This window comes from Eubacterium sp. ER2, from assembly GCF_000765215.1.
In the GTDB taxonomy this organism is placed as follows: Bacteria; Bacillota; Clostridia; order Lachnospirales; family Lachnospiraceae; genus Claveliimonas; species Claveliimonas intestinigallinarum.
In genome coordinates this window covers 1-12,208 of record NZ_JPJE01000050.1, presented here as the reverse complement: position 1 = coordinate 12,208, position 12,208 = coordinate 1, and the positions used below count along the sequence as shown (strand labels likewise).

The 12,208-nt window shown below is 53.2% G+C and carries 15 protein-coding genes and 1 pseudogene; 13 read left to right on the top strand and 3 right to left on the bottom strand.

Annotated features, from left to right (window positions below; all coding sequences use genetic code 11):
* The first annotated feature begins 108 nt into the window (after positions 1-108).
* Together tyrS and NI21_RS0115045 are read left to right on the top strand one after the other, a co-directional pair.
* Positions 109-1,329 (top strand): tyrosine--tRNA ligase, encoded by a 1,221-nt coding sequence (gene tyrS / locus NI21_RS0115050; protein ID WP_033127030.1) that lies wholly within the window; start codon positions 109-111, stop codon positions 1,327-1,329.
* Positions 1,330-1,344: 15 nt separating this feature from the next.
* Entirely contained in the window at positions 1,345-1,869 is a 525-nt protein-coding gene (locus NI21_RS0115045; RefSeq protein WP_033127029.1) for a flavin reductase, read from the top strand.
* A 29-nt stretch (positions 1,870-1,898) separates the two neighbouring features.
* Here NI21_RS0115045 and NI21_RS0115040 read toward each other — a convergent pair whose 3' ends face one another.
* From NI21_RS0115040 to NI21_RS0115030, 3 genes are all read right to left on the bottom strand, one after another.
* Entirely contained in the window at positions 1,899-2,837 is a 939-nt protein-coding gene (locus tag NI21_RS0115040) for a carbohydrate kinase family protein (RefSeq protein WP_033127028.1), read from the bottom strand.
* Positions 2,838-2,860: 23 nt separating this feature from the next.
* Positions 2,861-4,168, bottom strand: a complete 1,308-nt coding sequence (locus NI21_RS0115035) for an alpha-amylase family glycosyl hydrolase (RefSeq protein WP_033127027.1) — start codon at positions 4,166-4,168, stop codon at positions 2,861-2,863.
* A gap of 156 nt (positions 4,169-4,324) precedes the next feature.
* Entirely contained in the window at positions 4,325-5,698 is a 1,374-nt protein-coding gene (locus tag NI21_RS0115030) for an MATE family efflux transporter (RefSeq protein WP_033127026.1), read from the bottom strand.
* A gap of 331 nt (positions 5,699-6,029) precedes the next feature.
* Here NI21_RS0115030 and rplM point away from each other — a divergent pair, with 331 nt between their 5' ends.
* From rplM to NI21_RS0114980, 11 genes and pseudogenes are all read left to right on the top strand, one after another.
* Positions 6,030-6,458, top strand: coding sequence for a 50S ribosomal protein L13 (gene rplM / locus NI21_RS0115025; protein WP_033127025.1), 429 nt, complete (start codon positions 6,030-6,032; stop codon positions 6,456-6,458).
* 28 nt (positions 6,459-6,486) lie between these two features.
* On the top strand, positions 6,487-6,879 hold the full coding sequence (gene rpsI / locus NI21_RS0115020; protein ID WP_033127024.1) for a 30S ribosomal protein S9: 393 nt from the start codon (positions 6,487-6,489) through the stop codon (positions 6,877-6,879).
* 443 nt (positions 6,880-7,322) lie between these two features.
* On the top strand, positions 7,323-8,144 hold the full coding sequence (locus tag NI21_RS0115015) for a ParA family protein (protein ID WP_002576359.1): 822 nt from the start codon (positions 7,323-7,325) through the stop codon (positions 8,142-8,144).
* A complete protein-coding gene (locus NI21_RS0115010; protein ID WP_002576358.1) occupies positions 8,101-9,027 on the top strand; it encodes a ParB/RepB/Spo0J family partition protein in 927 nt (308 codons plus the stop codon). The genes NI21_RS0115015 and NI21_RS0115010 overlap by 44 nt, the downstream gene beginning before the upstream one ends.
* 12 nt (positions 9,028-9,039) lie before the next feature.
* Positions 9,040-9,315, top strand: a complete 276-nt coding sequence (locus NI21_RS16625; protein WP_002576357.1) for a DUF5720 family protein — start codon at positions 9,040-9,042, stop codon at positions 9,313-9,315.
* Between the two features lie 27 nt (positions 9,316-9,342).
* Entirely contained in the window at positions 9,343-9,534 is a 192-nt protein-coding gene (locus tag NI21_RS16620) for a hypothetical protein (protein WP_002576356.1), read from the top strand.
* A 69-nt stretch (positions 9,535-9,603) separates the two neighbouring features.
* Complete coding sequence (locus NI21_RS0115000) at positions 9,604-10,497, top strand: DUF6017 domain-containing protein (RefSeq protein ID WP_002576355.1); 894 nt, start codon at positions 9,604-9,606, stop codon at positions 10,495-10,497.
* A 48-nt stretch (positions 10,498-10,545) separates the two neighbouring features.
* Positions 10,546-10,908: a hypothetical protein gene (locus NI21_RS0114995; protein WP_002578791.1), complete on the top strand. Its 363-nt coding sequence runs from the start codon at positions 10,546-10,548 to the stop codon at positions 10,906-10,908.
* Positions 10,901-11,212, top strand: a complete 312-nt coding sequence (locus NI21_RS0114990) for a DUF5720 family protein (protein WP_002576353.1) — start codon at positions 10,901-10,903, stop codon at positions 11,210-11,212. Before NI21_RS0114995 ends, NI21_RS0114990 begins: the two co-directional genes overlap by 8 nt.
* Positions 11,213-11,313: 101 nt before the next feature.
* Positions 11,314-11,814, top strand: coding sequence for a PcfB family protein (locus tag NI21_RS0114985; RefSeq protein ID WP_002576352.1), 501 nt, complete (start codon positions 11,314-11,316; stop codon positions 11,812-11,814).
* A gap of 2 nt (positions 11,815-11,816) precedes the next feature.
* A pseudogene (locus NI21_RS0114980) lies at positions 11,817-12,208 on the top strand (type IV secretory system conjugative DNA transfer family protein); the annotation flags it as partial.

The window sequence follows — 12,208 nt, the reverse complement described above, 5'->3', positions numbered from 1 at the left end:
TATTGCCACACTCATTCTAACAGCTTAAGCAACAAGATGGGTAATTCCTTACTGGCTGTAAGGGGTATTAACCATAAATATATTGTAGTAGAGTAAAGGAGAAAAAACATGGGAATTTACGAAGAACTGCAGGCAAGAGGGCTCATAGCCCAGGTGACAGACGAGGAGGAGATCCGGGAACTTATCAATAACGGAAAGGCAACTTTTTATATCGGATTTGACCCCACAGCAGACAGCCTTCATGTGGGACATTTTATGGCGCTGTGTCTGATGAAGCGCCTCCAGGAGGCAGGCAACCGGCCCATCGCCCTGATCGGCGGGGGAACCGGATACATCGGAGATCCCTCCGGAAGATCCGACATGCGCTCCATGATGACGCCGGAGCAGATCCAGCACAACTGCGACTGTTTCAAGAAACAGATGAGCCGGTTTATTGATTTCTCCGACGGCAAGGCTCTCATGGTGAACAATGCGGACTGGCTTTTAGATCTCAATTACATTGATCTGCTCCGGGAAGTCGGCCCCCACTTCAGTGTAAACCGTATGCTGACAGCAGAGTGCTACAAGCAGAGGATGGAGAAAGGATTAAGCTTTCTGGAATTCAACTACATGATCATGCAAAGCTACGACTTCTACGTACTGTACCAGAAGTACGGCTGTAACATGCAGTTCGGCGGGGATGACCAGTGGAGCAACATGCTGGGCGGTACAGAGCTGATCCGCCGCAAGCTGGGCAAGAACGCCTGCGCCATGACCATCACTCTGCTCCTCAACTCCGAGGGCAAGAAGATGGGCAAGACCCAGAGCGGCGCCGTGTGGCTTGATCCCAATAAGACATCACCTTTCGAGTTCTACCAGTACTGGAGAAATGTGGCGGACGCGGACGTGCTGAAGTGTATCCGTATGCTGACATTCCTGCCGCTGGAGGAGATCGACAAGATGGACACCTGGGAGGGCGCACAGCTTAATACGGCAAAAGAGATTCTGGCATACGAGCTGACCAAGCTGGTACACGGCGAGGAAGAGGCCGCAAAGGCACAGGAGTCCGCAAGAGCGCTCTTCAGCCAGGGGGACGCAGCCAACATGCCTACCACAACCCTTACAGAAGGGGATCTGGAAGATGGCGCTATGGATATTCTGACCATGCTTGTGAAGGCAGAGCTTGTGCCTTCCAAATCTGAGGCCAGAAGAGCCGTGCAGCAGGGCGGCGTGTCCGTGGACGGCGAGAAGATCACCAACATTCACGAAGTGTTTACAGCGGACGCATTCAAGGCAGGCGTTGTGCTGAAGAAAGGAAAGAAAAACTTCCGGAAGATCGTGATGGAGTAAAAGGAGGAATAGAAGATGGCATTTAAAGAAATGGACATTCACCAGCTGCAGTTCAACCCCTTCGACAAGATCAGTAAGCAGTGGATGCTTGTGACAGCCGGAGACAGGATGAAATCCAATACCATGACTGCAAGCTGGGGCGGCGTGGGAATCATGTGGGGCAAACCTGTGGTGACTGCGTATATAAGACCCCAGAGATACACAAAGGAATTTGTAGACGGCAGCGACCGTTTTACCATTTCGTTCCTTCCCGGGGACAAGAGGGAGGCGCTGAATATCTGCGGCGCCGTGTCCGGACGGGATGTGGAAGATAAATGGGAGGAGGCAGGGCTTCATCCTTTCTATGTAAATGAAAAGACGCTGGAGGAGACCACGGCAGTGGAGGAGGCGGAGATGATCTTCGTGTGCCGGAAGCTGTATGTCCAGGAGATGTATCCGGAGTGTTTTGTGGATACAGAGTGCGATACAAAATGGTATCCCCAGAATGACTACCATACCATGTACATCGGAGAGATCGAGAAGGTGCTGGTAAAAGAATAAAATATTCGTATTGAAGAAGAGCAGGTCCTTTAAAGGCCTGCTCTTTTTATGATCTTTTGTATATTTGTGCCTGCCCCCACAGCTCCTGTCTGTTCGATGCACAGGGAAGCCCCTGCATTAGCGAAGCGGGCGCAGTTCTCCAGGGAAAATCCCTGTCCCAGGGCGTAGAGGAAACAGCCGGTGAAGGTGTCTCCGGCGCCGGTGGTGTCGATACATCGTGCCTGCTCGTAAGCCGGGGACCAGAAGCGGAGACCCTCCGTACACACGTAGCAGCCCTTTGCCCCTGCCTTGATGACGACGTGCCCTGTGCCACAGGAGAGGAAGGCGTCCCCAATCCGGTCAAAGTCCTTCTCCCCGGTAAGGAGGGCTGCCTCCTCATAGTTGGGAAACACGTAGTCCAGATAGGAAAGGCATTCCCGCATATCCTGGATGGTCTCCCCTTTCTTTCTCTTTGTCATGTCCGCGCAGACAGTAAGTCCGGCCTCCCTGGCCCGGGAGAAAAGGTCTGCCAGCTCCCGGTTCCCGAAGTGGGGAGAGACGAAGATGCTGGCAAAGGAGAGAATGTCCCCGCCTTTCAGGGCAGCGTCCGGCACGTCCTTCGGAAAGAATTTCCGCAGGGTACTGTCCGGGCAGGTGATAAAGCTGCGCTCCCCTTTCTGGTCCACAAGGACAATGTTTGTCCCCGTGGGAATGGCGGCATTTCGGCGGATATAAGTGGTGTCCACATGCAGATCTTTGCAGGCGGAGAGGACCAGATCCCCTGCCGGGTCAGTCCCCACCTTGCTGACAAGACTTACGTCCGCCCCCAGATCAGCCAGCACCCTGGCCTCGTTCATGGCATCACCGCCAGTGTGCATGGTGATGGTCCCGGCCGGCAGGGAACCTGTCTCAAAGACCGAAGCATCCACCGGCCGGGCCAGGATATCCAGGATGGCGGCGCCGATCACAATATATTTTGGCTGGCTCATGTGTACCTCCCGTGTAAAAGTGATTAAAACGCAAGATATTGTATGCTGTATGCCGGCATTTCCAGATTTCCCCCAAGGCTCATTTCTGTGCCGGAAAGAAGCTCTGTGACCGTGCCGTTTAAGTCGCCGTGGCTGGCGGTCCAGGGGGCGGCGGATGCGTTGATGGCTACCAGCACACGCTCCTTGTCTGTGGCCCGCTCAAAGATGAGCTGATGGTTGGTGAGAACCACATTGCGGTAGGAGCCATTGCACAGAGCGTCGCTCTTCTGGCGGATGCGTATCAGCTTCCTGATAAGATCTGTCAGCTCATTGGGCTTTGGCTCCTCAAAGCAGGGCCGCAGGGCGTAGTCGTTGTGTGGAGATTTCTCTCCCGGCTCTCCCCACTCGCTTCCGTAGTAGATGCAGGGAATGCCCGGCATGCCCATTAAAAGCCCGTAAGTCAGGGGCAGATGATTTTTGTCCGTGAGGATGCTGGCGATCCGGGTCACGTCGTGATTGTCCACAAAGGTCATAAGATGCTTGCCACGGTACAGGCACCACTGCTCGGAGCCGTACTGCCTCTGCAGGGAATGGGCGATCTCAAACATGTTCATGGAGTTGAAGCTGGAGTAAATGCCCTTGTAGCACTCGTAGTTGGTGCAGCTGTGTAGCATCTCATCGTTGACGATCCGGTTGTAGTCCCCGAAGAGCACCTCCCCGATCAGGGCGAAGTCTTCCTTCAGACCGCCTGTGAAGGCCCTAAGCCTGCGCATGAAATCCGGTTCCAGGCTGTAGGCCACGTCCAGCCTCAGCCCGTCAATGTCAAATGTGTCCACCCAGAATTTCACGCATTCCAGAAGGTAGTCCGCCACAGTCGGGTTCTTCAGGTTCAGCTTGACCAGCTCAAAATGTCCCTCCCAGCCCTCGTACCAGAAACCGTCGTTGTAGCTGCTGTTTCCGTCAAAGCTGATGACAAACCAGTCCTTGTAGGGGGAGTCCCATTTTTTCTCCTGCACGTCCTTAAAGGCCCAGAAGCCTCTCCCTACGTGGTTAAATACGCCGTCCAGGACAATTTTTACATTGTGTGCATGGAGATCTTTGCAGACCTCGGCAAAATCCTCATTTGTCCCCAGGCGGCAGTCGACGGTTTTAAAATCTCTTGTGTCGTAGCCGTGGTTATCTGACTCGAATATCGGATTGAGCAGGACGGAATCCACACCCAGGTCCTCGAGATATTTGCTCCAGTCCATGAGTTTGCGGATCCGCGGGACGCATTCGCCGTCGTTGTGCACCGGGGCGCCGCAGAATCCGATGGGATAGATCTGATAGAATATACTGTTGTAAGCCCACATAATATCTGCCTCACTTTCTTGTTTGCTCGTGTTTCGTCTATTTTACTATAAAAGTAGGCGTAAGTATAGATAAAATTATCTATTTATTATAAAAAAGAGCTGGATGGCAGAAGGAAATGCATAGATTTCTGTCTGCATCCGGCTCTTTTTGTCCGTTTATGAAGAATATCTGGCGGGGGAAGTGAATTTCCCGAGTTCTCTGTCCAGGAAGGAGCGGAACCAGAGGAACAGGACAATGCCCTTGAAAATACTGGAGATGGTGATGCTCCACCATATGCCATTCAGACCCAGCGGAGTCTGCACAAGGACCCAGGCCAGGGGAATCCTGGCAGCGGTAAGGATGGTACTGGACAGGGAGGGCGGCAGCGTCTTCCCAAGTCCGGCAAAGGCTCCGGCCGTGGTGATCTCCACGCTCATAAAGAGCTGGGAGACACCCAGGATCACCAGGTAGTCCACGCCCATGGGGATGACATCCTGCTCTGTGATAAACAGGCGGAATATGGGCTCCGGGAAAAAGATCAGAAGGACGGTACAGAGGACGCCCCATATGAGTACAACGCCCATGGCGCTTCTGTACCCCTTCCTGATGCGGTCCGGCTTTTCTGCCCCGTGGTTCTGGGCCAGGAAGGAGTTGACAGCAGCGGCAAAGCCATCTGCTGTCATCCAGGAGATGGACTCAATCTGAGAACCTACTTTCTGTACAGCCACTGCCGCGTCCCCGTAGCCGGCTACCATTCTTGCGATCATCATGGAGATCCCTGTGAAGAGCATGTTCTGCACGCAGGTGGGAAAGCCGATGCGCAGGATCGGGAGGAAGTATTTTTTTCCCGGATTGCGGAAAAGGCGGACATGGCAGAATACGACGGTGTCCCTGAACGCGAAGATTACAAACACGGTGGTGACAATGAACTGGGCAAAAATGGTGGCTATGGCAGCGCCCATAACACCCATGGCCGGGAAAGGACCTGCTCCGAAGATCAGGACCGGATCCAGCACCATGTTGATGATCAGGCCAGTCAGGGTGGCGGTAAGGGAATTCCGGCTGTTTCCCGCTGCCGTGAAGATCCCTGTAAATGTCTGGTTCAAAAAGGAGAACAGGACACAGCCGCAGGTGATCTGCAGATAGATCTTTGCGTCCTGGATGACCTGCGGACTGTTCAGATTAAAAAAACCGATCAGCGGATCTGCAAACAGGATGGAGCAGATGCCGAACAGCAGTCCAAGAACTGTGGTCATCCAAATGGCCGCAGCGGCAAATGAGGCGCTGTCTTCTGTCCTGCCTGCCCCCAGGGAGTGTCCTGTGTTGACCTGCCCGCCCATTTTCGGCAGGGTTGCCAGCCCGTTGGAGAGCCACATGTACATGCCGGCCGCCCCTACCGAGGCCACAGCGCTGCTCCCCAGTCTTCCGATCCAGAGCATGTCCGTCAGGTTGTAGGCCATCTGTATCAGGGATGTTGCCATGATGGGGAGGGCTAACCTGGAAAGAGAAGGCAGTACCGGCCCGTTTACAAGATCTATATGTTTAGCCATAAGCGTTTCCTCCATTGTATATGAAAAGCAAAATTCCGGCGCAAGGGTGTTGCCGGCAGAAGATATTATAAGATATCATGTATACAGATACAAGCATGTAAAATGCTTTTGCCATGCAGGCGTATCTCCGGCCATGTGGGAGCCGGAAAGCCAGGGAAAAAGAAAAAAAGTCCTAAAAAAACGGTTGACACGCATGGGCGCGTATAATATAATAATGCAGTATGACAAAAGGAGAAACAGCAGGCACCAAAGCCCCGGAACCTGACTGCTTTCAATATAACATTTCATATTATTTCTATAGTAAGTGAACCAATTCACAGGAGGTAAACCAATGAAAACTTATATGGCTAGTCCAGACAAGATCGAGAGAAAATGGTATGTAGTTGACGCTGCAGATTATACATTAGGACGTTTAGCATCAGAAGTAGCTAAGGTTTTAAGAGGAAAGAATAAACCGGAATTCACACCACATATCGATACAGGTGATTACGTGATCGTGATCAACGCAAAAGATGTAAAAGTAACAGGCAAGAAGTTAAATCAGAAGATTTACTACAACCATTCCGAGTATGTGGGCGGAATGAAAGAGACTACTCTGGCAGAGATGATGAACAAGAAGCCGGAGAAAGTGATCGAGCTGGCTGTTAAGGGAATGCTTCCGAAGGGACCTTTAGGAAGAAGCATGATTAAGAAACTTCATGTGTACGCTGGAGCAGAGCATGCACATCAGGCTCAGAAACCAGAAGAGCTGAAATTTTAATCAGAGGTCGAAAGGAGGATATTAAGAAATGGCTACATCAAAATACTACGGAACAGGAAGAAGAAAAAAATCTATCGCAAGAGTATATCTGGTACCTGGAACAGGTAAGATCACAATAAATAAGAGAGATATCGATGAGTATCTCGGACTGGAGACACTGAAGGTTATCGTTCGCCAGCCTCTCGTTGCAACAGAGACAGACGGCAAGTTTGACGTTATGGTAAATGTTAAGGGCGGCGGATACACAGGACAGGCAGGAGCGATCCGCCACGGTATCGCAAGAGCTCTCCTTCAGGCAGACGCTGATTACAGACCGGTTCTCAAGAAATCCGGTTTCCTGACACGTGATCCGCGTATGAAAGAGCGTAAGAAATACGGCCTCAAGGCTGCCCGTCGCGCTCCGCAGTTCAGCAAGCGCTAAACTTTATCAAAAGTGGTCAAAAACCCCGGAACTACGCGGTTTCCGGGGTTTTTCCTTTTCAAATGGTTTGACGCAATTTGACAGAACGAAGCCTCTTTTAACCCGTTTTCTATGGGTTAAATGGTGGACAACCACCCCAAAAAGAGGGCTTATGGGTTAAAAAATAGGACAACCGAGACGCGATTTTGGGATGCCAAGGGGATGTTTATTTATACATCTCCAAGAGACCTTTTTCGTGAAAACGGTTTGTCTGAATTTGACCTAATTTGAACAAAAGAGAATAAATCTAATCGCCAAGCGCTCAGTATTTTCTACTGGGCGCTTTTTGCGTTTCCGGGGAATTTCATTCCGGGATAAGAAAAGGCCGTCACTTTCAATTTTTGAAGTGGCGGCTTTTTCTATTTCCAGAAGCCATAGAACAATTCAGAAATGAGGTGAAGTCATTGAACACGCAAATCATCGCCATCGCCAACCAGAAAGGCGGCGTTGGCAAGACAACCACCTGCGCGAACCTGGGGATTGGGCTGGCGCAGGCCGGAAAGAAAGTGCTGCTGATCGACGGGGACCCGCAAGGCAGCCTGACCATCAGCCTGGGCCACCCCCAGCCGGACAAGCTGCCCTTTACCCTGTCCGACGCGATGGGCCGTATCCTGATGGACGAGCCGCTGCGCCCCGGCGAGGGTATCCTGCACCACCCGGAGGGCGTTGACCTGATGCCCGCAGACATCCAGCTCTCCGGCATGGAGGTCTCCCTGGTGAACGCCATGAGCCGAGAGACCATCCTGCGGCAGTATCTGGACACGCTCAAGGGACAGTATTCCCATATCCTGATTGACTGCCAGCCATCCCTGGGTATGCTCACGGTCAACGCCCTGGCCGCCGCCAACAGGGTCATAATCCCCGTTCAGGCGGAGTACCTGCCCGCCAAGGGCCTGGAACAGCTGCTCCAGACCGTAAACAAGGTGAAGCGGCAGATCAACCCCAAGCTCCAGATCGACGGCATATTGCTGACGATGGTGGACAACCGCACCAACTTCGCCAAGGAGATTGCCGCCCTGCTGCGGGAGACCTATGGCAGCAAAATCAAGGTGTTCGGCACCGAGATTCCCCATTCTGTCCGGGCAAAGGAGATCAGCGCCGAGGGCAAAAGCATTTTTGCCCATGACCCTAATGGCAAGGTGGCCGAGGGCTATAAGAATCTGACCAAGGAGGTGATAAAACTTGAAAAGCAGCGCGAAAAAAGTAGAGCTGGCTCCATACGATGATTTGTTTTCCACCGAGGAAAGCCGCCAGGATGCCAAGCTGGAGAAGATACAGGAAATTCCGCTGTCTGAGCTGCACCCATTTAAGGGGCATCCCTTCAAAGTCAAGGATGACGAGGCCATGATGGAGACCGCCGACAGCGTTCGGCAGTATGGTGTTCTGGTTCCGGCGATCGCCCGCCCGGACCCGGAGGGCGGCTATGAGCTGGTTGCCGGTCACAGGCGGCACCGGGCCAGTGAGCTGGCCGAGAAAGAAACCATGCCTGTCATTGTCCGAGACCTGGACGATGATGCTGCCACTATCATCATGGTGGACAGCAACTTACAACGTGAAAGCCTGCTCCCCAGCGAAAGGGCCTTTGCTTACAAGATGAAGCTGGAGGCTATGAAACACCAAGGCGCACGGGGGGACTTAACTTCGTCCCAACTTGGGACGAAGTTGCGTGCAGATGAATTGTTGGCGCAGCAGGCTGGTTCGAGTAGGAACCAGGTGCAGCGCTATATCCGCCTGACGGAGCTGATTCCCGAACTGCTGGATATGGTCGATGAAAAGAAAATCGCCCTCAATCCGGCTTATGAGCTGTCCTTTCTCAAAAAAGAAGAACAGCGGGATTTGCTGGACGCGATGGACAGCGAACAGGCTACCCCCTCTCTCTCCCAGGCTCAGCGACTCAAGAAATACAGCCAGGAGGGACATCTGACCCTCGATATGATGCGCGTCATCATGGGTGAGGAAAAGAAAAGTGATCTCGACAAAGTGACTTTCACCTCCGACACCCTGCGGAAGTATTTCCCCAAAAGCTATACGCCCCAGCGGATGCAGGAAACCATTATCAAACTGCTGGAGGCGTGGCAGAAGAAGCGCCAGAGAGACCAGGAACGATGAAAGGAGCCGCCTATGAGGGATATTTCAGCCCGTGAGCTGAAAGGACACAATATCTTGGCCGTAGAGCGTTTTCAGGACAGCACCCGCTGGATGATCGAGTTTTCCGTTCAGCGCCCTTGTTCCTACGGCTGCCCCGGCGATGATATGCGGCTGTTTCTTACGGAGGACGGGTATCAGGCCGCCCTCGTAAGCCAGAAGCGTCGGGAAATCAAAATCAAGCGGTATGCCCGTGTGATCGAGGGCCATGTGCTCGACTTCAAACCGGACAAGCGCCGCCGCCACCCGTAAACTCATTATCACTACGAAAGGAAAGGAATGAATATGTGTACTGTCCAGAGCATCAAAGATGCCATCCGGGAAAGTTGCCAGTCCCAGTATGATATGGAATCCACCGACATTGACCGGGTTTTGCAGACCCTCCCGTTTTCGGAGCATGAGCCGATGTTCAGTCATCCGCCGAAGTACAAGCGTCCTTACCGGCCCTGGCAGAACAACAAAAACAGCTGAAAGCCACAGTCTTTTTCACGAAGGATTGTGGCTTTTTTCATGCCCTAAAATTAGAAAGGAGTGAAGTCAATGGCCGTTTTTCGCATTGAACGGACCAAAGATTATACCGTGATGAGCAATCATCACCTGCGGAACCACGAACTATCCCTCAAGGCAAAGGGGCTTCTTTCCATGATGTTATCCCTGCCTGATGACTGGAACTATACTACCCGTGGACTTGCGAAAATCTGCAAGGAGGGCGTTGATGCCATCGGCAGTGCGCTGCGGGAGTTGGAAACCGCCGGTTACATCGTGCGGAACCAGCTGCGGGACCAACAAGGCCGGATCAGCGACACCGAGTATGTGATTTATGAGAAACCCCAGCCCAGGCAGCCAGAAACGCCAAGGCCGGATACGGCTGTACCAGATACGGCTTCACCAGATACGGAAAACCCGTATCTGGATAAACCGGATACGGAAAAGCCCGCAGAATTAAATATAGAGAAACCAAATACTCAAAAACAAAATACTCATGGAGCAAGTACCGATTCCATTCCCTTCCGGGAAACAGCGGCAGCACAGCTGCCGGAACGGAAAGGAAGGGATGCGATGTCTGTCTCAGAGATAGAAAATTATCGGGAATTGATTCTGGAGAACATCGAGTATGACTATCTGTGCAGAGAGTTTTCGACCTACCGTGAGGACCTGGACGAGATTGTGGAGCTGATGGTGGAGACCGTTTGTGCCAAACGTAAAACCACTCGGATCGCTGGCAGCGACTTTCCCCATGAAGTCGTGCGCTCCCGGTTCTTGAAGCTGGATAGCGAGCATATCCGATTTGTCATGGACGGTATGCAGAAAAACACCACGGAGGTCCGCAATATGAAACAGTATTTGCTTGCAGTGCTGTTCAACGCGCCCACCACGATCAGCAATCACTACACCGTACAAGTCAATCACGATATGAACACAGGCGGCTGGTAAACAGCCGCTTTTCTGTTGCCCGGCAATACCGGGAGAAAGGATTTTGCCATGAAACGACCTCTTGCCTACATTACGGCTCCCTGGAGCAACAACCAGTATGAGAACGCCGAGAACGCTGCCACCTACTGCCGCCAGGTGTACGACGCCGGGTATTCGCCCATCTGCCCGGTTCTGTTCTTGTCCACCTTCCTCAAGGACGAGATTCCCCAGGAACACAAGGACGGGCTGGATATGGTGCGAGACTATCTGCGCCGGTCCCATGTGCTGGTGGTCTGCGGCCACGGCATCGACGAGACCGTGAAGAATGACATCGCCACCGCTGAGCGCCTGCGGATCACCGCTACCACCCTGGACGGTATCCTGACTGTGAAAGGCCAGGGACGCGGGAAAGGAGGTGCGCGCCATGCCTGAGCGTAAGACCGTGGGCCAGCTGATGGAGGAAATGCGGCTCAAGGCCGGGGCGCAGAACTACCACGGCCATGAGTACATGGATTTGGAGCGGTTTGCCGAGGACACCCGGCACATGATTATCTTCGATGTGCTGACCCACGATTCGCCGGTGGGCTGGAAAGGCGAACGGACCCGCCTGTTTCTGACGGAGGCCGGATACCAGAAAAGCCTGGAGAACCAGGAAAAGGGCCACATCAAGATTCTCAGCCATGCCAAGGTGCGCCAGGGACATCTGTACTATGACCGCTCCGATCAGCTGCGTTGAAAGGAGCCTGCCATGATGAAATACCTGCTGCGGCGGCTGGTGGTCCCGCCTTAGTATCAAGCGCCACCCCTGCAAAATCCGTGGAAAGGAGGCGATGACCTATGCAGGAGGAAGTGGAAAACAGGACTTTGACGCTGGTAGTCAGCGGAACAAAGTTTACCGGGCGGCTGTTTAAGGCCGCCATCACCAAGTACCTTGCCCACCGCAAGGAAAAGAAGCTGCAAAAGCAGAAAAGCCGGGATACCCCCGTGATTCCCCACGGCAAACAGACGGTGAAGCAGCTGATCGGCCAGAATCAGGGCGTTTCCAACATCGAGATCACCGACCCCTCCATCAAGGAGTTTGAAAAGATCGCCCGGAAATACGGCGTTGACTATGCGGTGAAGAAGGACCGCAGCAGCTCCCCGCCCAAGTACCTGATCTTTTTCAAAGGCCGCGATGCGGATGCCCTGACCGCTGCCTTTACCGAGTACACCGGCAAGAAGGTCAGAAAGGCGCAGAAAACAGAGCGTCCGTCCGTGCTGGCAAAGCTGAGCCAGTTCAAAGAGCTGGTGAAACACGCCGTTGTGGACCGGAACAAGCGGAAGGAGCTGGAACGATGAAGATGAAAAAGCAACTTGACATCAAAAAGCTCCTTTTGCTGAATATGCCCTATATCCTGATGGGGCTGTTCGCAACCAACTTCGGTGAAGGATGGCGGATGGCCGTGGGTGCGGACGCTTCGGCAAAAATGCTTTCGTTCTTCTCCACGCTGCCGGTGGCGCTGGCCAGCTGGTGGCCCAGCCTGCACCCTTTGGACCTGCTGGTGGGGCTGTGCTGCGGCGCTGGCCTGCGATTGGCCGTGTATCTCAAAAGCAAGAACGCCAAGAAGTACCGGCACGGTATGGAGTATGGCAGCGCCCGCTGGGGCACCCATGAGGACATCGCACCCTACATCGACCCGGTGTTCCAGAACAATGTGATTCTGACTAAAACCGAGAGCCTGACCATGAACAG